Genomic DNA, 20,352 nt, shown 5'->3' on the forward strand with positions numbered 1-20,352 from the left:
GCGCCGGTTTGTGGTACCGGTTGTCGCGGGTTCGATCCCCGTCATTCGCCCCAGCGTTCCATTCCCAAGCAAAATCAATGAGTTAGCTCTCCGGAAATCTTCTGGGTCCTAACGCTGCGTCATGGGTCGAGCGTCATGCCTTTTGGATCACCCAAGGGCTTCTGACCATGCACCATTTGACCCTTCGTGGACGCACATATTGCGTTCGCTTCATCATTCCCAAAGATCGTTGGTTTGACGTTGGCAAGGCCACAGGGTCCACCACAGGACGCCGTAGAGACATCGTGCGGACACTCGGGACGCAATGTCGTTTCGAGGCCCTGAGGCGTCGAGATGCGGCCATTTCAGCAATCCGCAATCATCTTAATCAGGTCCTTCAGGAAGCCGATATGGAGCCGCTGGGCTCTGGGTGGATTCCTCAGTGGTCCAGTGATGCTTCTAACGGTGAGCTACCTCTAGCTACCGCCAATAAGGCTTGTGTTCGGCCCTCTTCTGCTGATGCCATTATGACAAAGACACCTAAACGGCGAGCTTTAGAGAGGTGGCAGAGACAGGAAGAGCCTGAGTGCTTGGGCGTTCTGCTAACCCGATGGCATCGAGAGCTAGACGGACAGGTCACGAACGAACTTCTAGATCGTCACAAGCTATCTTTGAGGTATTTGGGAGAGTTCCTTCTGGGGCAGGAGACAGGTGATCCAATGGCCCATGTTCTGTCTCTCAGGCTTTCTGATGTGACCAAGCGGGAAGTCTCAGGCTTCCGGGAATGGATGATCCAGACCAAAGGCATCCAACCGCTGACAGCCGGTTTCCGTCTTTCCTGTCTCAAGTCCTTTTGGGACTGGTCTTCTGACGCTGGGCTTATGGACGGTCCCAATCCATGGCAAGGAGCCGCTCGTGGCCTCAAGAGGCGTGCGGAGAAGACCTTGAAGCCAAATGGTGAGAAGAGGCCCTTCACTGAAGCTGAGCTATTGGCTTTGCTATCCGCCGACCCTCAGACTAACCGCAATGGGAAATGGGGATCGGCAATTCATGACATCTTCCGTCTGGGTCTTCTTACAGGAGCCCGACAGAATGAGTTAGCCAGCCTGACCGTGGGACGTGTGATCCAGTCCGAGAGGCCAGACGTGCTCTGGGGCATCAGAGTGACGGCTGATGTGGGCAAGACCAAGAGCGCTCTTAGACAGATACCACTTCACCCCATTGCCAGAGCGATTGTGGAGAGGCGTCTGAAAGCATTGCCTCATGGGGCCAGACAGGATGCTCTGTTGTTTCCTGAATGTGTGCCCGGCGGACGTGATGAGAAGCATGGGCACTATCTGTCCAAGCGGTTTGCGACCTTCAGACAGGCCATTCTGGGTAAGGACAGCCCGACAGATTTCCATAGTACAAGGCGATGCTTCGCCACCTTCATGGCAACGGCTTTGGCCAATGGGGTGTCTGAGTGCTCTGAACTGGTGAGAGATCATTTGATCGGACACAAGCCCATGGCGCTGGGCTCGAATACTTATACCGCTAAGGACCTTGGATGGGGCCTGTACAGTCGAGCTGTGTGCGGCATGATGGAGAAGGGGATACCTGAGGCGGTCCGAGAGGCAATTTGAATTGGTGTCTTGCTGTTCGTTTCCGGACAGTGTCTTCTTTTCGTTATGAATAGCTCTCAAATCACCGAGATAGTTTCCTTGCTAACCGCCTTTGGGGTTGGGTCTATTGTGACTGCTGTTATCCAGTCATGGCTCACCCAAAAAGGGAAGCAGGACAAGCGTCGTTTTCAGGAGAAGCAGACACCTTATGTCGGACTATTAGAGGCGTACCATAAGGCTGCCGTTGGAGGGACAGAAGACGCTGGAAAGCAATTTGCTTATTGGCAGATGAGATGTGAATTGGTCGCCTCTGAAAGTGTACGAGACGCCATTAGCCGAATAGTCATGACCAATGATGATCGTCAGGGCCGTCAAGTGGCACATGAGGACATGAAAAAGGCGATGCGAGATGATCTGGGCATAACAAGGTGATCGGTTTTCTTTAAGGGTGTCTTGTTTATGCGGTTTGCCACCGCCCTTTTGATAAAGGGACACTGAGAGGTTTGATGTCCGCATCACCAAGAAGGTCTGACAGCAATGGTTTCTATATATAACTAATAACCATCATTTTATCTGTTTATGGTGAAGCTTGGTCTCTAATAGTCTCCTTTCCTATATATAACTACTAGCCATCATTTTGGCGTCTCTTGCGCTCGACCGTAGCAATTCCCATTCCCGAAAGGTCTGCTATCGTTTTGTTTGGGAGATAACTGTGGTGATCCATTAGCCATGCTAGACGGGCCTTCTTGCCCTCCAAGGCATCCACGGCCATCAAGATCATGTCCCAGCCCAGCGTCCACAGAACATCCTTCACCTTGTCCTCATAGAAGACCGGAAACGGGAAGGACTTCTTGCCACCACTGAGTTTGATGCTGTGGAGATTGGAAGGATCAACGGTCTGCCCATATCCCTCTTTCACGGCTTCGTCTGATACGAACCAGCGGGACTGTTCACGGCCAAAAGGAGCCCGCTTGAGCCATCCATGGGCCTCAAGGAGCCGGTAGAGAGTTGTCTTGTCGGGACCTTTTGCAGTCCACAAGGATGCCTCTGTAGCCATTTGGGAGATTGTGAGGCCACGTTCACGACGCTGTGGTTTCGGATGGGTGGAGTGGTGCTTGTGCTTCTTTGATAGAGCGCCCTCAGGTTCATTAAGGACCGGCAGGTCATCGCCTGCGGACGCCTTGCCCATGATTAACCATGACTGAGCCCAGAGGCTTTCCATGACGGTCTGGCGAACCTCTGCGACTAGCTTGGGATCATCCAGATAAAGGGCGGTCTGGGCTTCTGCCAATGTGGTCCGCCCGTCTCGGATCAAATCCATGATCGAAAGACGGAGACGGACTTCAACGGGTGAGAGATTCAAACGGCTAGATGGATTTCTGTACCGTTATCATTGGCAGAAGGGCTGATGTCGCCGGGCTTGCTCACGCCCCTGACCACCTCCATCCGTTTCTCCCGCTTGTATTCAGCATCCTCCCAATTAATGGGGTGTCTGGTCTTCTTGGCTGTGACCTCAGTGCAGAGATTGGCACGACGATGGTCAAAGGGGTTCCCGTTAATATGGATGATAGCGCGACCTCCGTGGGTTTCCCCTGCAAGAAGACGGGTGATGGGAAGCAGATGCTTGGGATTTGAATAGCCAGCGAAAGCCGCTGCTTTGCGGCCTCTGAGATGAACGTTAGCATTGCCACCACCCCCGCGAACCACATTTGTTAGCGTTCCTGTATCGGACATTTCCATCAAGAGTGCGTAGTCCTCCGGGTCAATCTTAAGGACTTCTCCTTTCCCATGTGTGCCAGTCAGGGGGATTTCCCAATGGTCGCCTTTGTAGGTGCCTCTGGTCTCTGTACGGGGAATGCACTGGCCTCTTGGAACGCCCTTGTCTGATCTGGGTTTGCGTGTGGACTTGCGCTCTGGTGTTTTGCTTGTCTGTGGACGTGCTTGATCGTCATGTGAATTAGACATGGTATTATTCTCCTGATTTATGTTTTGGGATTTGATGGGGCTCATAATGAGCCGCCCTTGAATGACAGAACTGGCCGTGTACTCCGGGACCACCTCTGTGGGCCATGGTCTGGGCAGTTCTGCTGAGGTGGGCTTTATATCCAGAGATTTCTCATAAATGTCTGGGATCGTTCAGAGATTCGGCCTTACGCACACGCCAGTCATGGGGTGCCCTTTCCTCGCCTGCTTGGGGCAGTTTCTCTGAGATGGGTATTATATCCAGAAATGCTCAGTTTTTGGCTGTATTATGCGGTTTATTGCTTGTTACGTTTCGGCTTCGCATTGGTGCCTAAAATGGGACCCGCAAGCGTTGAAAATGTCCACGCCGCTCGTCTGGATCGAACAACAAAACAACGTGGGGTTTAGCCCTCAAATTGGAACCGAACCCGGAACCGCGTCATGCCCTCGCGGTGGCCCGTTGGGACTCCAGTTTCCCCCTGATAGAGCCAGCCCATGCGGATCAGGTCAGGCGTCATTGCGTTCAGGTTGATGCGTGTATCGCGCACCCGGATTGCCTTCTGGACTTCAGAGAGGCGAACAAGGCCGTCTTGGTCAAAAATGAGGTCATATGCGGAAGCCTTGGGCTGCATTTCGACCACCTTGGCTTCGGCTGCCTTCAGGCGTTCAGCGAGCACCGCCTCCTTGCGGGCAGCGAGGGCCAGCATTTGCTCCTGAAGGGCCTCCAGTTCGTCCACACTTTCGGCGGTCTCGATCTTCTCTTCACCACGGACATAAACGCCTTCCTTGCGGATCGTGGGGAGGACAACCTTCGTCACCCAGTCCTGGAACGGGCGGGCATCAGGTTTGTCGCAACGGAGGATGAGACGATAGAGACCACTCTCATTCACAAAAGAGAGCTGAGGAGCTTTCGACATTCCCAGGAGACGGATAACGTCATCTCCCTCTTTCCGTGAGAGAGAGATACGGTCCTCCCGACTGACAACTCTAGGAATGTTGTTTGTAGAAGACAGGCCAAGGGCAGCCGCCACGTCCACAAGGACAAACCACTTTTTACCATTGTGAACTGCTGCACGGACCTTGAAGGCCATACCTGTGCTGTTGATGAACTCGTGTACTGAAGGCGCAACTAGAGCGTTCATTGCTTTGATCCTATTCGTATTTCTGAGGGGATTACTTGGGGTTCAGTTAAGGTCTTCTTTTGAAGCTGGACCTTCATCAGTACAGGTGAGGCCGCCTGTCTTTTGGACGTGCTCATGGGCGTGTTCTTGCAGACACACAGCATAGCTTTCGTTACCGAAAACTGTGTCCTGCCTCTTGAAAAACCATGTCAGCATCCTGTGGTGTGCAGGGGGGCAGTTCTGCTGAGATGAGTATTATATCCAAGAAAACCGCTGTTTTTGGCAGTTTTCTGCGGGTTCTAGCCTGTTACGCGAAGGCGTATTTTGCGGACAGAATTTGGGCCAGTTTGCAGCTATGCATTTCAGGAATCGCTCGGTCTGAAGGGATTCCGAAACTGCACGAGTCATGCTTGCGCTGGGAGTGTATCACCAATGTCAACGAGGGTTCACATTCAGCGAACACAGGACGACATGACCACCACGGCCCACTCTTCGTCAGCTACTTCCGTGTCTCCACAGCCCGTCAAGGCGCTTCAGGGCTTGGTATCGAGGCTCAGCAGAGAGCCGTTGCGCTCCATGTGGCTCAGACAGGCGGACGAGAGCTTGCATCCTTCACGGAGATTGAGAGCGGGAAGAATAATGAACGGCCCAAGCTTGCCGAGGCGATGGAGCGTTGCCGTCTGACGGGTGCCGTCCTGCTGATTGCAAAGCTCGACCGTCTCAGTCGTGACGCCCATTTCCTTCTTGGACTGGAGAAGGCCGGGATAGACTTCATTGCAGCAGACATGCCCAACGCTAACCGCCTGACAGTCGGGATTATGGCTCTCGTCGCCCAGCAGGAGCGAGAAGCTATCTCTGCACGGACCAAGGCTGCGCTTGCTGAAGCAAAAGCACGTGGCCAGAAGTTGGGTGGCTATCGGCCCGGCGCTCGCAAGGTGGACTACAGACTGTCCATAGAAGCACGTCAGAAGGCTGCTGAGGCGTTCCGTGCAAGCATTGGTCCAATGGTCGCCGGGCTACGGGAGGAGGGCATGAGCCTTCGCCAGATTGCAGAGCGCATGACAGAGCAGGGCATCAGAACTTCCAAAGGTGGGACGTGGACTGCTGCTACCGTGTCTCGGGTTCTGGCTGCTTCATAACCTTCAGGCATCCATAGAGAGACTCACAGGAATCCGTACAGGCCGATAGAGCGCCCCGTCAGTGCTGGGTGCCAGAGAAGGGCATGAGGGCTGTTTCAGGGCATCTATGAATCTCTCAGAGCACGTCCGAAGAAAACGGCAGTCATCTGACTATGCATGAGGTCCGTTAGAGGCTGAATCTAAAGGCCATTATAGAATGATAGCCATACAATTTCCGCTTGTACTGGACTGCTAAATCTGATTCCTTGCCCGCGTGACATCGCCAACGCAAATGAAAATGACATTGCACATTCCTGAAACAGTCCACACCACACAGGCAGCCCAGTGTCTTGCAGGAGCCTTCCAGACCATTGCCGCGTCCAGACAGGAAGGTGATGCGGGCTTGAACGTGCGCCATCTGGAATTGCTCCTTCATGTCCATGCAGAGCCCATGATGCGTTCACGGCACTATGGTTTCCTCATACAGACCGATAAGGCCCGTGTGCATGGCCTTCTGGCGAACCTTGCGGGTCTGGATCACGGGAAGCCTCGACAGGTGGCTTTGGTGGCGAAATGCGAGGGCCCGGAGAAGGGCACCACGGTCTGGAAACTCACGGAAGCAGGTGAGGGCGTTGTCCGGTCCTTGGTGCGGCCATTGGGTGCCTGAGAGACCACTAAAGATTACAGGAAGTTCATGTGTGCCTCAATTGTCAGTGGGGAATGGCTCTTCACTGAATAAAATCGGCCTCACTTATGAAGCCCAGCAGGGCAAGATTAGACATCTGACTTGCTAACAAGCGGAGACCTTGCAATGATCTTCAAAGGCATGATTGAGCGTCACTGACGCAGCGTCACATAAGGTTCTAAAGAGATAACTCTTTGATTTGTTGAGGAAAAGAGCGCCGGTTTGTGGTACCGGTTGTCGCGGGTTCGATCCCCGTCATTCGCCCCAGCAATCTCTCTTAAAAATATTGCATGACTAAAGCCCATTACGGGTTTGGGTGCGTTCTTTCGGACGTGTGACTGCGCAATCCGTATTTGATGCCGATCAGAAGCTAAAAGCCTGATCTGTGGTTGTCAAAGCTGTAAAAACTCCTGTCAGTATTGAACTGACAGGAGTTTTTTGTCGTCAGACGATGCGATGCACCCAGCCATGGGCATCATTGGTGCGGCCGCCCTGAAGATCGGTCAAAATTTTCTTCAGTTTGGTTGCTACCGGACCCGGCGTCTCGCCGTCGCCAAACACGGCTTCTCCGGAAGGACGAACCAGCTTGCCAACGGGTGAAAGCACCGCAGCAGTGCCGCAGGCGAAGGCTTCGGTGTATTTCCCGGATGCGGCTCCTGTGAAGATCTCGTCGATTTCAACGGGTTCTTCGATGACTTCGATGCCATTGTCGGCAGCCAGTCTGATCAGGCTGTCACGGGTGATGCCGCGTAGAATGGTGCCTCCGAGGGGAGGCGTGACGATCTTGCCGTCGTTGCGCACGAACATCACGTTCATGCCGCCCATTTCTTCAACGTAGCGGCGTTCACGGGCATCGAGGAACAGAACCTGATCGCAGCCTTTCTCCTTGGCTTCGGCCTGAGCAACAAGGCTGCCGGCATAGTTGCCGCCGCACTTGGCTTCGCCCGTGCCACCAATCGCTGCTCGGGTGTAGAACTCAGAAACCCAGACAGAAACGCAGCCTGCGCTGAAATAGGCGCCTACCGGGCAGGCGATGACAATGAACAGGTATTCGCTTGCAGGCTTTACGCCGAGGAACACCTCATTGGAGATCATGAAGGGGCGAAGATAAAGGCTTTGTCCTTCACCAGCCGGAACCCAGTCCTGGTCGATACGGACAAGTTCATCAACGGCCTGAATGAAAAGGTCTTCGGGTAGCTCAGCCATGCCCATCCGGCGGGCGGAGGCTGCGAAACGGGCTGCGTTGGCTTGCGGACGGAACGTCGCGATATGACCATCAGCTTCCCGGTAGGCTTTCATGCCCTCGAAAATTTCCTGTCCGTAGTGCAGGACTGTGGATGCCGGGTCGATGCTCAAGGGGCGGCGCGCTGTAATTTTTGCGTCGTGCCAGCCTTTTTCGCTCGTATAGCGAATGGTCGCCATATGATCAGTGAAAACGCGACCGAAAGCCGGGCTGACAAGAAGCTGCGCGCGATGAGCCGGGTCCATCGGGGTTTCGGTTTTTTCAATAGTGAAGGTCGTCATGAAAAGAACTTCCGCAAGCTACTCTGATAAACGTGCGGGGCACTCTGCCACAGGAGTTGGGGAGAGGCGATAGGGAAATATTATTTCCAAATTTACTTTCTGATAGAAATTAAAGTTTGCGCCTCAGGCATGAAAAAACCCCGGCCACAGAGTGACCGGGGTTTCTCCAAAGCTTCGAAAAGCTGACGGATCAGCGCTTCGAGAACTGGAAGGAACGACGTGCCTTCGCACGGCCGTACTTCTTACGCTCGACAATACGGCTGTCACGCGTCAGGAAGCCAGCAGCCTTCAGGATGCCGCGCAGGCTCGGCTCGTAGTGCGTCAGTGCACGGGAGATACCGTGACGAACTGCACCAGCCTGGCCGGACAGACCACCACCAGCGACTGTGCAATACACGTCGAACTGGTTGTAGCGGTCAGCGATCAGGAACGGCTGCGTCAGAAGCATGCGCAGAACCGGACGGGCAAAATACGTCGTGACCGGACGGCCGTTGACGATGATGTCACCCTTGCCAGGCTTGATCCATACGCGGGCCACGGCGTCCTTACGACGGCCGGTTGCGTAGGAACGGCCCTGGGCGTCACGCTTGACTTCGTGAACCGGGGCAGCGTTGGAGGTAACGGCAGGAGCAACGCTCGCAAGGTCCTGCAGCGTGCCGGTGCGCTCTTGGGTCTCGGACATGGTCAGGCCTTACGACTCGTGTGAGATTGTGTTCTTGCGGTTCAGGGCAGCCACGTCCAGCTTGACAGGCTTCTGGCCGTCATGCGGGTGCTCGGAACCAGCGTAAACATAAAGGTGCTTCATCTGAGCACGCTGCAGCGGGCCGCGCGTGATCATGCGCTCAACAGCCTTCTCGACAACGTGACCCGGGTTCTTGCCCGTGAGACGCTGCGTGATGGTGCGCTCCTTGATGCCACCCGGATGACCCGTGTGGTAATGGAAGAGCTTCTGGCCGAACTTGTTACCCGTCAGAGCGATCTTTTCTGCGTTGATGACAACAATGTTGTCACCGCAGTCGACGTGCGGGGTGAACTGCGGCTTGTGCTTGCCGCGGAGACGAGTAGCGATGATGGTGGCGAGACGGCCGAGAACGAGCCCTTCGGCGTCGATCAGCACCCAGTTCTTCGTCACCTCCGCCGGCTTCAGCGAACGTGTGGTCTTCATTAGTGACATTCCAGCTTGGGGCGCGACAGGGCCGCGCCGTGGATGGCGCTCTCATGAACAGAGACACCCTCAGGAGAGGATGACGCTGTCTGGAAAGCGGATCAGGTGCGGCCTTATTGCGGGCTCGCGCCTTTCCGTCAAGTCATCTTTTGGAATCATGATGGCTGATTCGGCCCGGTTTCCGGCCATTTTAGGGTATGAGGTACCATAATACCGTAATTTTTTGATAGCTGATTTGCCCCGAGCGCCCGGAATGGTATCCTGCACTCAATTCAGGGACCGCATCTTCCTGTCCCGGGTGTCGATGAAAAACAGGAAAAACAACGTGAAACGCCCTTGGCTCACAACGAGCCTGCTCGCAGTCATCGCAGGAATGAGCGCGATTGGTATCCATCACGCAGCCTCTGTCGCGCTTGATCGGGGGATTTCCCGGTTCCGTGCCTCCCTCCCTGTTGGGGCAACCCTGAGCTATTCCGCCGCACGCCCCGCCATTCTGGCCCGTGGAGCGCTCCTGACAGACGTCGTCCTTCAGAATGGCAACATGACATTCCGGGCGCGGACCTTACGCCTTGGTCACCCTATTCCGACACCGGACGGTGGTCTGACGTTGTCTCATATGGATATGGTTGACCCGTCTCTTCAAACACCGACGGCGGTTATCCGGGCTCACTCCGTGACCCTGAACCATCTGGTGACGCCGCCGCCTCCGGCAGGGAAAAGCGGTCTGGAGTCGCTTGATCTTGGTCATCTCAATCTGGAACGCGGTTATATTGATCATCTGTCGGCGCAGAACCTTTCACAGGTTCTTCAGCCGAACAGCATGCACTTCAATAGTCTGACGTCTGACTCCATTCAGATTAATGGTTACGGCCCAGGGCGTACGACAACGGTCATTATCCAGAACGGCCTTGCCATTGCGTCGCGTACAACGCTTCAGCCTGACGGAACGCCTCGTGCCATGTCGGTGCAGATGTCTTTGAAAAACTTCCAGCTCCGCCAGCCTGAACTCGCTACCCGGATTGCCTACGAGCAGGCGGGAAATGAGGGGGCCGCCTATGCCCTGCCACCTCTTGAAAGCATGAAGCTGAGCGGTGCGCAGATTATTTCAGCAGACAGAACGTTCAGCATGGACACGCTGATCGGCACGGGAACGCGTAAAAGCGGCAAAGACACGACAGTTTTTGAAGGCGAGGGGTTCCATACGCACTCTTCAGGCGACAAGGTGCCAGTCCATATTGATGGGCATTCGTCGACCCTGAAATATACACAGGAGCGGAGCGCTCAGACCGGTGATCTGCACGTTCAGGGTGTTTTGAACGTTCCAGATTTTACTGAAGCTCACTTCACCATGAATTTGCTTGGTCCTTCGGATCAGCAGCTCAAGGTTGGAACAGTCAAAAATCCGCATGATGCCATTCAGCTGGCGCAAGTGACCCTCACTTTGCATGGTGATCGCCTGGTCCAATCTCTTCCGTCCCTGAATGCAGGACGTCCTCTGGACGGTGCAGCTCAGGATCAGGCAAGAACTGTTCTCGCGCAGGGAATGGAGATGGGGCTGTCCCCGTATCCCGCTTTGGCGGCTCTGCCTGATTATTTTGCGACCCCCAATAATCGGACCCTGTCGATCACTTTGAGTCCGAAGCCGCCTCTCACGCTGACGGCATTGGCCGCCATAGCATCGTCGCCTACGGCAGCCATGACCTTGATGTCGCCTGACAACCTCAAGGTGACAGTCCAGTGAAGCAAAGCGCCAGTACGTCTACGATCTGCGTTATTGGCGCCAGTGGTCGTTCAGGCTCGGCGCTCTGTCGTCAGCTGATTAATCAGGGGCACAGTGTCATCGCTGTCGTGCGGAGCCGAGGAAAACTGGCTCCTGATCTTGCAGAGATGTGCACAGCTGTAAGGCAGGCCGATCTGACAGATCCGGTTGCTCTTCCAATCGCTTTGGAGCAGGCGGACGTTGTCGTGAATACAGCTCATGCGCGTCATCTTCCAGCCATTCTGGTTGCGACAAGCGCGCCGGTTGTTGCCCTTGGCAGCACCCGCAAGTTTACACGTTGGCTGGATGATCATGGTCGTGGAGTGCTGGCAGGTGAAGCGGCCCTCAAGGCAGATGGCCGTCCTTCCATTCTCCTGCACCCGACGATGATTTATGGTGCTCAAGGAGAGGACAATGTGCAGCGGCTTGCGCGCCTTCTTGAGCGCCTGCCGATTGTTCCGCTTCCAGGTGGTGGACGTTCGCTGGTTCAACCCATCAATCAGCAGGATGTCACGCGCTGCGTTATTGCAGCCATTGATCTGATTCTGGGTGGAAAAGTCAGCGGGCCAGAGGTTTTTGTCATTGCCGGCCCGAATGCTGTTCCTTACCGGACATTTGTTCGGATGATTCTCTATTTTTCAGGCCTGGGTGGGCGCCCGATCATCTCGCTTCCTGCGTGGTTTCTGATCGCCGCTGCTCACATCATGCGTCACGTTCCGAAGCTGCCCACAATTGCGCCAGAAGAGATTCGGCGTCTGTTGGAAGACAAGGACTTCGACATTGCTCCGATGAAGGATCGCCTGGGCGTTAACCCGATGCCGTTGGAGGTTGGGCTACAGCATCTTTTGGCTGTGCCGCCTGCTCATCAGGATTATGCAGCCTAATTTTTGATATTTTGTCACATTGACTGCGAGGGCGATGAGGTCTCCATAGTCTGCGGGCCATAATGACGGTCCGGAATGCGTGGAGACTCATCGGATGAATCTGAAGTTCCTCTCATCAGGCATGATGTTGTCTTTCGCAGCCTTTGCTCTTTTTTCCATCAGCGATGCCTGTTCCAAAGGCCTTGCCGGGCAACTGGACCCATTTGAAGTTGCTTTTTCTGGCGGTGTTTTTGGGTTTCTGATCCTGCCCTTCATCAGGAAACCGCAGGAATCTTACGCCGATATTTTCGCGACGGATCGCCCGTCCATGTGGCTGTTGCGTGCGTTTGCGACATTTGTGTCCACGGCTTCCAGTGTCATGGCTTTTATGCTGCTGCCGATGCCAGAAGCACTGTCGCTTATGTTTCTGATGCCATTTTTCGTGACCCTGATTTCCGTCGGAATTCTGAAAGAAAAGGTCTCAGGGTGGACCTGGCTCTCAGTCGGTGTGGGATTCCTCGGGGTCCTGATCGTTCTGCGGCCAGGCGTTCGGGCATTTCATCTTGGCCACCTCTGTGCCGTGATCGCAGCAATGGCCAACGCTGCCAGTGTGATTGCCTACCGACTGGCAGGCAATCAGAGCGCCCGGCTGTCCCTGTTCGGATCAAGTCTGTTTGGTCCCTTGGTCGGCGATGGTCTTTTGATGCTGGCGCACGCCACCTGGCCACATGGTGCTGGAAACTGGGCGCTTCTGTTCGGATACGGCTTCCTGGCGGCTCTTGGTCAGCTCTTCATGATGATGGCAACGGCTCTGGCACCGGCTAACCGGGTTGCCTTGCCCCAGTACAGTCAGATGCTTTGGGCGGTTGCATTCAGCTACCTCCTTTTCCATCAGCCTCTGGATAACTGGACGTTCGTGGGCATCGTTATCGTGACACTTTCTGGCATGCTGCACTGGATGCGACAGAAGCTTCATTACGAACGATTGGCGTTGGAAGAGCACTGGCAAAGACATCATCCATCTTCTCGCCCGCCCGTTGAAGCTGGTTGAGAGGATAATTGTATGTTTCGGGCGGTGTTAAGATGTATCACAGGAGCTGGCAGCACTGAAGAAACGTATGTTTTCTATATAAGAGATGTTGTTCGTCAGAATTAGAGGCTTTTCCCTTCTGTACGTAAAACGTCGATGTTTGGCGCTGTTTCAATTTTTGATTTTTTGATCTTATTTTTGTCGCGTTGTGACCGTATGGACTTTCGGGCATCTTCAGCGTTCTTCACGTGTGGTGCGATTGGCAACGCTCCTCAGCCTCTGTAAAATCGTCTGCAAATATGGCTGCGGACGTGCGTGGCTACTTCATCAACTGATGGAAGAATATCTGCTTCATGGTTCAGAACGTCGTCCCAGTGATTCTGTCTGGTGGGTCCGGAAGCCGCCTCTGGCCGGTTTCCCGCAAGAGCTATCCGAAGCAGTTCTGGCCCCTGCTTAGCGACAAGACCCTCATTCAGGAAACGGCCCTGCGCGGCCGGGCCGCAGGCTTTGCCGATCCGGTCGTGATCTGTAATTCGGAGCATCGTTTCATCGTCGCCGAACAACTGCGCGATGCTGGAATTCGGAAGCCGAAAATCGTTCTCGAGCCGGTCGGCCGGAATTCAGCCCCTGCCATCGCGGCTGCTGCTTTCATGGTTGCAGAGCAGAACCCGGATGCCATTCTCTGGATCATGGCGGCCGACGCTGCGATTACTGATGAGAAAGCGCTTCAGGAGTCTTTGAAAAATGCCCTGAAGGCTGCTGATGCGGGTCGGATCGTGACGTTTGGAATGAAACCGACGCGCCCCGAGACGGGGTACGGGTACATTGAAGTTGGCTCCGAGCTTGCCGATGTACAGGGCGTTTATGGCGTGTCCCGTTTCATTGAGAAACCGCAGCCTGCCCAAGCCGAAGAACTCATTCAGTCCGAGAAATATCTCTGGAACTCGGGTATGTTCTTTGCAAAGGCCAGCGTATTCCTGAAAGAGACGGAACAATACGAGCCACGGATTTACGAAACCGTCGGGGAAGCAGTTCGCAAGCGCCATACGGATATGGATTTCGAACGGCTGGAAGAAGAAAGCTTTGCAGCTGCGCCTGATATCTCTGTTGATTATGCCATTGCAGAACGTACCAAGCTTGCGGCAGTCGTTCCGGGCAATTTCGGGTGGTCGGACATCGGAAGCTGGGATGCTCTCTGGGACCTGACGCCCAAGGACGCTGAGGGAAATGCAACCTTTGGTGACGTTTTCCTGGACGATGCGCGGAACTGTTACGTCCGCTCTGATGGTATCATTGCCACCGTTGCGGGTGTGGATGATCTGATTGTGGTGGTGACACCGGATGCGGTCATGGTCTCGCATCGCGATCGCGCTCAGGACGTGAAGCATATGGTAACCCGCCTGGTACAGGCAGGGCGCAAGGAAGCGGTCGCGCATAACCGGTGCTATCGTCCATGGGGCTTCTATGAAAGCCTCATTCAGGCGGACCGTTTCCAGGTCAAGCGCATCGTGGTGGAGCCAGGGGCAAAGCTCTCATTGCAGAAACACTTTCATCGTGCGGAGCACTGGGTTGTTGTTGGTGGAACCGCTATGGTGACACGGGATGAGGACCTGGTGATGGTTCGTGAAAACGAAAGCATCTATCTGCCGTTGGGCTGTGTGCACCGGTTGGAAAATCCGGGCAAGATCCCTTTGACCCTGATTGAAGTTCAGTCCGGTCCTTATCTTGGGGAAGATGATATCGTTCGTATCGAAGACGTATACGCACGAAGCTGATCTGAGACGTCAGGTAGGCGGATCAATCCACCCTGCCTTGACGGCTTCGGCCATTTGATCAGGAGTATCGAGGTCTTCGAGCAATTCGGGGTCCTCGATTTTTTTTGGTGGTAGGTCTGCCCACAGGTCCCGAAATCCCTTGTCCCCACTGAGTTCGGGGGCCTTGGCTAATGTGGTGGCAGACATGCGAACCGGGATCCCCATCGCGCCTTTTTTGTACTGTGTGACGACATTCGCATTGGCTGGGAGGGTGTCCCTCAGCCGGAGCAGGTGTGGCAGAGATAGCCTCGGCTGGTCTGTTCCCGCGATGAGAATTGACCTGTCCCGTCTACTCAAAGCTCGTGCTGCGCATTGAATGGAACTCGCCAAACCGGTGTTCCAAAGCGGGTTGTAGCATATGTCCACAGGGAGCCCGTGAAGGGCTAAAGCGACGGCTTCGGCGGAGCCTCCGGTGATGATGACCAATCGGTCCGGAGATGTGCTCAAGAGAAGTTCTGCAACGTACCGGACAAGCGGTGTGCCCTGACGGGTGAGCAACTGCTTGGGACGCTTCAGTCTCGTGCTGCCGCCCGCGGCGAGAAGAACTGCGTCATGAGGCATTATGCTGGGCGGTTCGCTGTGATCTGGGACAAAATGGACAGAGCGATCTGCATTGGATTACGTGCGTTGATGTCCATCCCTGCGGGCAGGTGCAGTTTCTCCAGATCTTCTTCAGTGACGCCGGCTGCGTGTAATGCAGCAAGCCGGTTGGAGATTTTGCGTCGGCTGCCCAGAATCCCAACGCAGAAGGCGTCGGATTTCAGGGCCTTCGAGGCAATGGCCAGATCAGTGTGAGCATCGTGGGTCAGAGCGTAAACTGCACTCCAGGCATCCAGGCGCAAATCATGCAGAGCCTCGTCCAGATAGCGACGATCGTAGCACTCCGGCGCCAATCCTTCCGGCGGAAGCGCAGGACCCAGTGGGCGCAGCAAGAAAGGCTCAACCCCGAACTGAGGGGCTAGCTTTAAAAGAGCCAGTGTCACCGGATCTCCCCCTGCGACAATCAGTCGAATCGGTGGCATATGTCGCCGCACGAACAGATTACCTTGGGTTTGCACAGCTGAAGGCGAAACCTGCATCTCGCCGGTTTCGAGATCAGTTTGGACGATGATGGCCTGACGGGCTTCTCTCGCCTGACGGAGCGCAACAACATAAGCGGCAAGGTTCGCAATGGGCCGAACGAAAATGCCAATCCTGCCACCACAGGTTAATTGAATATCCAGAACCGGGCTGCCTGCGCCATAATCCAGAGATCTGGGCTGGCGGTCTTTCAGGCATTGCAGGGCTACTGCGGCCACCGCTGCTTCCACGCATCCGCCAGACACATAGCCTTGCACGTCTCCCGCACTGGAAATGGCCATTTCACTGCCAAGGGGGCGAGGAGACGATCCGGTGATTGACACCAGCGTAGCAAGGGCTACCTCTTTCCCCTGTGCCAGCCATATCTCCAGGTAAGGGAGGAGATCGTCTGTCAGGCCATAGTCTGGCCACTGGGGAAGAGGAACAAGCCCGTCCGACCCAATCATGAAATATCCTTTCCTTTATGGGACCATGAGACTAATCCCAAATGCGCTTGTGACATAGCCTGTCACGCTGGGGAGTTGATCAGGACCGCATTGGGTCTATATCGGCAGGAACGGACTCCGGCACGGATCATCAATGGAGCAGAAATTGGTCGAACTCCTGAGCGTCGCACAAGCCGTGGACCTCGTCCTCGGATATGCAGGTCATTTTGGAACAGAACACGTTCCGTTGGCCGAGGCTTCCGGCCGCATCCTGCAACAGAGCGTCCATGCCGAACGTGATCAGCCTCCTTATGACCGGGTCATGATGGATGGTATGGCCTATCGCTACGGCACAGGCGTAGTGCTGGGTTGTCATGGCGTGCAGCGTGCTGGGGTGCCCGCGCGGCCTTTGCCCGATGGGGCGACCTGCCTTGATGTCATGACGGGAGCTGTCTTGCCGGAAGGGGCGGATACCGTTGTCCCCGTCGAGCGATTGATCCGGGACGGTCAGCGGGTGCACTTTGAGGCGGGGTACGAGCCGCAGAAAGGCCAGTTCATCCATCTGAAGGGCTCAGACTGCAAGGCGGGACATGAACTCCTGAAGCCAGGCTTGCGTCTGAATGGACCGGCTTTGGCCGTGCTGGCAGGAAATGGATATCCGACCGTTGAAGTGTCCAGCGTGCCTTCGATCGGGATTATTTCCACGGGCGATGAACTGGTCGATGTCGGCTCGACGGTTCAGAGTTGGGAAATTCGCCGTTCAAATGAATACGCCCTGACAGGAGCGCTGGCGTCCAGAGGGTTTACTCGCCTTGAACGCTCTGTTGTCCCCGATGATCTGGCTGAAACCATGCTGGCTCTGGAAAAGCAGCTTGCCCGACATGAGGTGTTAATCCTGAGTGGTGGCGTCTCGATGGGGCAGTTCGATCATGTGCCCAAAGCTTTGATGAAACTGGGTGTGGAGCGGGTTTTCCATAAGGTCGCGCAACGGCCGGGCAAGCCGCTCTGGTTTGGTGTTGGCCCTGAGGGACAGCGCGTTTTTGGTTTGCCCGGCAATCCTGTCTCGGCAACCTGCTGTGCTACACGGTATGTCATTCCCATGCTTTTGGCAGGGCAGGGTGTGGCTCGGCCAGAAACCTATACCGTGAAGCTGGAAGCCGATGCTGCACGCGCTTCAACATTGACCCGTTATCTGCCTGTTCGTGTTCAGCATGATGGCTCGGGACAGGCATTGGCCACACCCTATCCGATGCCGACATCCGGTGATTTCAGTTTTCTCGCGGCAACCGATGGATTTGTAGAGCTGGCCGCCGGAGAGGGCATTGCGTCTGCGGGCTCATATGCTGTGTTCCATGGCTGGTAGCACGACTGACAGATTTGTTCGGGACCGGTTCAATCGTCCTCTGCACGATTTGCGGATTTCGGTGATGGACCGTTGTAATTTCCGGTGCCCTTACTGCATGCCGGAAGCCACGTATCATGAACATTTCCGCTTTCTGGAGCCTAAAGAACGTCTGAGCTTTGACGAGATCGTTCAGGTGGCACGGGCGGCGGTTTCCCTAGGCGTGACCAAGTTGCGCCTGACGGGCGGCGAGCCTCTCCTTCGGCCTGATTTGGTATCTCTGGTTCGCAGACTGGTGGAGATACCGGGCGTCGAAGATGTGGCACTTACGACCAATGGTGTTCTGCTTGATCGTCACGCGCAGTCCCTGAAAGATGCGGGGCTGGGGCGCATTACCGTGAGCCTGGATAGTCTTGATCCGGCTGTGTTTGCACGAATGAGCGGTGGTAGGGCGCAGCTGGAGCCGGTGCTACGTGCGATCGAAAATGCACAGGCGTTGTCATTCCCCGGTGGTGTCAAGCTGAACACCGTCGTGCAGCGAGGTGTAAATGATGATGGTGTGGAGGCTCTTGCCGCCCGCTTTCGTCATACAGGCGTCATTGTGCGCTTTATTGAATATATGGACGTGGGCACGCGGAATCACTGGGAACTGGGTGAAGTCGTCCCGTCCCGCGAACTGGTCGAGCGGTTGAATGCTCTCTGGCCGCTTGAGCCATTAGGCGCGCAGTATCAGGGTGAGGTTGCGCGTCGGTATCGGTATCAGGATGGTGCGGGAGAGATTGGGTTCATTTCTTCCGTCACCGCTCCGTTCTGTGGGGATTGTTCACGGGCGCGGCTGTCGTCGGACGGGCAGATCTATACGTGCCTTTTCGCTTCGGAAGGGACAGACCTGCGGTCACTTCTTCGCAGCGGGGCGGATGAAGAGGCTTTACGCGAACGTCTGGCTTCGGTGTGGCGGATGCGTACCGACAGGTACAGTGAAGAACGAACCGCCGGTGAGGTATCTCCGACGAAACGTCGGATAGAAATGAATTATATCGGTGGTTAGATCGGGAGGTCAGGACGGATGAAAACGCTCACTCATGTTGATGAACGTGGTGAAGATCCGCGCATGGTGGATGTAAGCGGTAAGACCGTGACAGACCGCACGGCTCATGCTCAGGCCCGTGTTCTCTTTCCCCGGGACGTTGCGCAGACGCTAAGTGATGCCGGATTCATGACCAAGAAGGGCGCGGTTTTGACTGTTGCTCAGATTGCGGGTGTCATGGGTGTGAAAGCGACGTCCCAGTTGATTCCGCTGTGTCATCCCCTATCCCTGAACGGATGTCGTGTGGAAATCACGATGGAGGGCGATGAAGCTGTCATCGACTGCCGCGTGTCCTGCCTGGGCAAGACAGGCGTGGAAATGGAAGCCCTGACGGGTGCCTCCGTTGCTGCTCTGACGATCTATGACATGTGTAAGGCTCTGTCTCATGACATGGTCATTCGCGAAGTGAAGCTTATGGGGAAGGCCGGTGGAAAGCGTGACTTCCAGCGGATTGAAGCATGAGGCCGCTTTACGGTCTGGTTCTGGCGGGTGGCGTCAGTGCTCGGATGGGGCAGGACAAGGCTGAACTGTCCTATCACGGAGCGCCCCAGTTGCAGGTTGGGTTTGAGGCGCTCTCTCCCCTTGTTGAGCGCTGTTTTGTTTCCGTGCGTCCGGTACAGAAAGAGGACCCGCTGCGGGCGCAGTTTCCTCAGATTGTTGACGCGGTCACAGTAGACGGTCCCGCTGCGGGCCTCCTGTCCGCGCATCAGGCTTGCCCAGAGGCCGCCTGGTTGGTTCTGGCGTGTGATCTGCCGCTTCTTGATCAGGTTACGCTTGAAGCTCTGATTGCTGCCCGGGATGATCAGCATGTTGCGGTAGCCTATCGCAGTGAACATGATGGGCTGCCAGAACCTCTCTGTGCGATCTGGGAGCCGGAAGCGCTGGACGCTCTGGCGCGTCAGGTCGAAGGGGGGCGGAAATGCCCTCGCAAGCTTCTTATCAATAGCCGGACGCTACTGCTTTCTCCGCAGACAGTTGGTGCTCTGGATAACATCAATACTCCGGAAGAGCGTGCAAGCGTCTCACGGCGATTGGGAGGACAGATGATCCGCCTCGATGTGGAATATTTTGCTCAGATGCGTGAACTCGCAGGGCAGAAGACCGAAACTGTGGAAACGCATTTCGGAACCGTTGGCCCGCTTTATGAGCAATTGAAAGAAAAATATGGCTTTCCGTTTGAGGCTGATCGCCTGCGGGTCGCCTTGAATGGAGATTTCGCACCTTGGACGCAGCCTCTGAAGAGCGGGGACCACGTTGTGTTCATTCCGCCGGTGACGGGCGGATGACCCATTTTCTGATGGCTGATGCGCCAGTCGATCTGAACATGCTGCGAGAGGGCTTACATCTGGCTGAAGCTGGTGGCTTCTGCACTTTTGAAGGCTGGGTTCGCAATAGCAACGAGGGCCGTCCAGTGGATGGTCTGGAATATGAATCCTACGCTGCTCTCGCAGAAAAAGAGGGTGCGCGGATTATTGAAGAAGCATTGGCTCGATTTGAAATCAGCCATGCTGTCGCCATGCACCGGACGGGAACACTACGGGTTGGGGATGTTGCCGTCTGGATCGGCGTGTCTGCGCCTCATCGCGATGCGGCGTTCCGGGCCTGTCGTTATATCATCGACGAGATCAAGCACCGGGTGCCCGTCTGGAAGAAAGAGCATTATCTGGATGGTGACGCCGAATGGGTGGCCTGCCATCACTGTCAGGTCGCTCCCCGGATAAGCGATGACGATCACGGGCACGATCATCATCATCACGATCATGGGTCTTGCGGTCACAAGCACTGATCTATTTCCTG

General features: G+C 55.4%; 21 protein-coding genes. 13 read left to right on the top strand and 8 right to left on the bottom strand.

Going from position 1 to position 20,352, the window contains the following annotated elements:
- Window positions 1-167 precede the first annotated feature (167 nt).
- Complete coding sequence (locus ABF979_RS10630) at window positions 168-1,601, top strand: hypothetical protein (RefSeq protein ID WP_415559681.1); 1,434 nt, start codon at window positions 168-170, stop codon at window positions 1,599-1,601.
- A 9-nt stretch (window positions 1,602-1,610) separates the two neighbouring features.
- Window positions 1,611-2,012, top strand: coding sequence for a hypothetical protein (locus ABF979_RS10635; protein WP_415559683.1), 402 nt, complete (start codon window positions 1,611-1,613; stop codon window positions 2,010-2,012).
- A 193-nt stretch (window positions 2,013-2,205) separates the two neighbouring features.
- Here the strand turns inward: ABF979_RS10635 and ABF979_RS10640 are convergent, their stop codons facing one another.
- The 3 genes from ABF979_RS10640 to ABF979_RS10650 form a co-directional block, all read right to left on the bottom strand.
- Window positions 2,206-2,943, bottom strand: coding sequence for a hypothetical protein (locus ABF979_RS10640; RefSeq protein WP_415559684.1), 738 nt, complete (start codon window positions 2,941-2,943; stop codon window positions 2,206-2,208).
- Complete coding sequence (locus ABF979_RS10645; RefSeq protein WP_415559686.1) at window positions 2,940-3,545, bottom strand: hypothetical protein; 606 nt, start codon at window positions 3,543-3,545, stop codon at window positions 2,940-2,942. The genes ABF979_RS10640 and ABF979_RS10645 overlap by 4 nt, the downstream gene beginning before the upstream one ends.
- A 401-nt stretch (window positions 3,546-3,946) precedes the next feature.
- A complete protein-coding gene (locus ABF979_RS10650) occupies window positions 3,947-4,684 on the bottom strand; it encodes a BRO family protein (protein WP_415559688.1) in 738 nt (245 codons plus the stop codon).
- 389 nt (window positions 4,685-5,073) lie between these two features.
- On the opposite strand from ABF979_RS10650, the gene ABF979_RS10655 reads away from it, so the two are divergent.
- Window positions 5,074-5,802: a recombinase family protein gene (locus tag ABF979_RS10655; RefSeq protein WP_415559690.1), complete on the top strand. Its 729-nt coding sequence runs from the start codon at window positions 5,074-5,076 to the stop codon at window positions 5,800-5,802.
- 277 nt (window positions 5,803-6,079) lie between these two features.
- On the top strand, window positions 6,080-6,448 hold the full coding sequence (locus ABF979_RS10660) for a hypothetical protein (protein WP_415559692.1): 369 nt from the start codon (window positions 6,080-6,082) through the stop codon (window positions 6,446-6,448).
- Window positions 6,449-6,910: 462 nt separating this feature from the next.
- Here ABF979_RS10660 and ABF979_RS10665 read toward each other — a convergent pair whose 3' ends face one another.
- From ABF979_RS10665 to rplM, 3 genes are all read right to left on the bottom strand, one after another.
- Window positions 6,911-7,990, bottom strand: a complete 1,080-nt coding sequence (locus ABF979_RS10665) for a branched-chain amino acid aminotransferase (RefSeq protein ID WP_046901115.1) — start codon at window positions 7,988-7,990, stop codon at window positions 6,911-6,913.
- Between the two features lie 190 nt (window positions 7,991-8,180).
- Complete coding sequence (gene rpsI / locus ABF979_RS10670) at window positions 8,181-8,672, bottom strand: 30S ribosomal protein S9 (protein WP_415559694.1); 492 nt, start codon at window positions 8,670-8,672, stop codon at window positions 8,181-8,183.
- Between the two features lie 9 nt (window positions 8,673-8,681).
- Window positions 8,682-9,155 (bottom strand): 50S ribosomal protein L13, encoded by a 474-nt coding sequence (gene rplM, locus ABF979_RS10675; RefSeq protein WP_046901116.1) that lies wholly within the window; start codon window positions 9,153-9,155, stop codon window positions 8,682-8,684.
- A gap of 325 nt (window positions 9,156-9,480) precedes the next feature.
- On the opposite strand from rplM, the gene ABF979_RS10680 reads away from it, so the two are divergent.
- The 4 genes from ABF979_RS10680 to ABF979_RS10695 all read left to right on the top strand — a co-directional run bounded on the left by ABF979_RS10680 (window position 9,481) and on the right by ABF979_RS10695 (window position 14,582).
- Window positions 9,481-10,896 carry a hypothetical protein gene (locus tag ABF979_RS10680; protein ID WP_415559695.1) on the top strand — a complete coding sequence of 472 codons (1,416 nt, stop codon included), beginning with the start codon at window positions 9,481-9,483 and terminating at the stop codon, window positions 10,894-10,896.
- A complete protein-coding gene (locus tag ABF979_RS10685) occupies window positions 10,893-11,798 on the top strand; it encodes an SDR family oxidoreductase (protein ID WP_415559697.1) in 906 nt (301 codons plus the stop codon). The genes ABF979_RS10680 and ABF979_RS10685 overlap by 4 nt, the downstream gene beginning before the upstream one ends.
- A gap of 94 nt (window positions 11,799-11,892) precedes the next feature.
- Entirely contained in the window at window positions 11,893-12,828 is a 936-nt protein-coding gene (locus ABF979_RS10690; RefSeq protein ID WP_415559699.1) for a DMT family transporter, read from the top strand.
- A 332-nt stretch (window positions 12,829-13,160) separates the two neighbouring features.
- On the top strand, window positions 13,161-14,582 hold the full coding sequence (locus tag ABF979_RS10695; protein ID WP_202207760.1) for a mannose-1-phosphate guanylyltransferase/mannose-6-phosphate isomerase: 1,422 nt from the start codon (window positions 13,161-13,163) through the stop codon (window positions 14,580-14,582).
- A 9-nt stretch (window positions 14,583-14,591) separates the two neighbouring features.
- Here the strand turns inward: ABF979_RS10695 and ABF979_RS10700 are convergent, their stop codons facing one another.
- Together ABF979_RS10700 and ABF979_RS10705 are read right to left on the bottom strand one after the other, a co-directional pair.
- Window positions 14,592-15,182: a nucleotidyltransferase family protein gene (locus ABF979_RS10700; protein WP_415559701.1), complete on the bottom strand. Its 591-nt coding sequence runs from the start codon at window positions 15,180-15,182 to the stop codon at window positions 14,592-14,594.
- Window positions 15,182-16,147: an XdhC family protein gene (locus ABF979_RS10705; protein ID WP_415559703.1), complete on the bottom strand. Its 966-nt coding sequence runs from the start codon at window positions 16,145-16,147 to the stop codon at window positions 15,182-15,184. Before ABF979_RS10705 ends, ABF979_RS10700 begins: the two co-directional genes overlap by 1 nt.
- Before the next feature lie 133 nt (window positions 16,148-16,280).
- On the opposite strand from ABF979_RS10705, the gene ABF979_RS10710 reads away from it, so the two are divergent.
- The 5 genes from ABF979_RS10710 to ABF979_RS10730 are packed head-to-tail and all read left to right on the top strand — an operon-like array spanning window position 16,281 to window position 20,341.
- Window positions 16,281-17,489, top strand: a complete 1,209-nt coding sequence (locus ABF979_RS10710) for a molybdopterin molybdotransferase MoeA (protein WP_415559705.1) — start codon at window positions 16,281-16,283, stop codon at window positions 17,487-17,489.
- Window positions 17,479-18,516 (top strand): GTP 3',8-cyclase MoaA, encoded by a 1,038-nt coding sequence (moaA, locus tag ABF979_RS10715; protein ID WP_415559717.1) that lies wholly within the window; start codon window positions 17,479-17,481, stop codon window positions 18,514-18,516. Before ABF979_RS10710 ends, moaA begins: the two co-directional genes overlap by 11 nt.
- 18 nt (window positions 18,517-18,534) lie before the next feature.
- Window positions 18,535-19,017 (top strand): cyclic pyranopterin monophosphate synthase MoaC, encoded by a 483-nt coding sequence (gene moaC, locus ABF979_RS10720; protein ID WP_415559707.1) that lies wholly within the window; start codon window positions 18,535-18,537, stop codon window positions 19,015-19,017.
- Window positions 19,014-19,841 (top strand): MoaD family protein, encoded by an 828-nt coding sequence (locus ABF979_RS10725; RefSeq protein WP_415559709.1) that lies wholly within the window; start codon window positions 19,014-19,016, stop codon window positions 19,839-19,841. The genes moaC and ABF979_RS10725 overlap by 4 nt, the downstream gene beginning before the upstream one ends.
- Window positions 19,838-20,341, top strand: a complete 504-nt coding sequence (locus ABF979_RS10730) for a molybdenum cofactor biosynthesis protein MoaE (RefSeq protein WP_064275090.1) — start codon at window positions 19,838-19,840, stop codon at window positions 20,339-20,341. The genes ABF979_RS10725 and ABF979_RS10730 overlap by 4 nt, the downstream gene beginning before the upstream one ends.
- Window positions 20,342-20,352 lie beyond the last annotated feature (11 nt).

Origin of the sequence: Gluconobacter sp., from assembly GCF_047723935.1 — a bacterium.
GTDB lineage: Bacteria > Pseudomonadota > Alphaproteobacteria > Acetobacterales > Acetobacteraceae > Gluconobacter.

What these genes read in the sequence shown, in the direction of transcription:
- rpsI (WP_415559694.1), bottom strand. Translation starts at nt 8,672, where the DNA reads ATGTCCGAGACCCAAGAGCGCACCGGCACGCTGCAGGACCTTGCGAGC.
- ABF979_RS10710 (WP_415559705.1), top strand. Translation starts at nt 16,281, where the DNA reads ATGGAGCAGAAATTGGTCGAACTCCTGAGCGTCGCACAAGCCGTGGAC.
- ABF979_RS10700 (WP_415559701.1), bottom strand. Translation starts at nt 15,182, where the DNA reads ATGCCTCATGACGCAGTTCTTCTCGCCGCGGGCGGCAGCACGAGACTG.
- ABF979_RS10705 (WP_415559703.1), bottom strand. Translation starts at nt 16,147, where the DNA reads ATGATTGGGTCGGACGGGCTTGTTCCTCTTCCCCAGTGGCCAGACTAT.
- ABF979_RS10645 (WP_415559686.1), bottom strand. Translation starts at nt 3,545, where the DNA reads ATGTCTAATTCACATGACGATCAAGCACGTCCACAGACAAGCAAAACA.
- ABF979_RS10665 (WP_046901115.1), bottom strand. Translation starts at nt 7,990, where the DNA reads ATGACGACCTTCACTATTGAAAAAACCGAAACCCCGATGGACCCGGCT.
- rplM (WP_046901116.1), bottom strand. Translation starts at nt 9,155, where the DNA reads ATGAAGACCACACGTTCGCTGAAGCCGGCGGAGGTGACGAAGAACTGG.
- ABF979_RS10660 (WP_415559692.1), top strand. Translation starts at nt 6,080, where the DNA reads ATGACATTGCACATTCCTGAAACAGTCCACACCACACAGGCAGCCCAG.
- ABF979_RS10630 (WP_415559681.1), top strand. Translation starts at nt 168, where the DNA reads ATGCACCATTTGACCCTTCGTGGACGCACATATTGCGTTCGCTTCATC.
- ABF979_RS10690 (WP_415559699.1), top strand. Translation starts at nt 11,893, where the DNA reads ATGAATCTGAAGTTCCTCTCATCAGGCATGATGTTGTCTTTCGCAGCC.
- ABF979_RS10650 (WP_415559688.1), bottom strand. Translation starts at nt 4,684, where the DNA reads ATGAACGCTCTAGTTGCGCCTTCAGTACACGAGTTCATCAACAGCACA.
- moaA (WP_415559717.1), top strand. Translation starts at nt 17,479, where the DNA reads ATGGCTGGTAGCACGACTGACAGATTTGTTCGGGACCGGTTCAATCGT.
- moaC (WP_415559707.1), top strand. Translation starts at nt 18,535, where the DNA reads ATGAAAACGCTCACTCATGTTGATGAACGTGGTGAAGATCCGCGCATG.
- ABF979_RS10695 (WP_202207760.1), top strand. Translation starts at nt 13,161, where the DNA reads ATGGTTCAGAACGTCGTCCCAGTGATTCTGTCTGGTGGGTCCGGAAGC.
- ABF979_RS10725 (WP_415559709.1), top strand. Translation starts at nt 19,014, where the DNA reads ATGAGGCCGCTTTACGGTCTGGTTCTGGCGGGTGGCGTCAGTGCTCGG.
- ABF979_RS10730 (WP_064275090.1), top strand. Translation starts at nt 19,838, where the DNA reads ATGACCCATTTTCTGATGGCTGATGCGCCAGTCGATCTGAACATGCTG.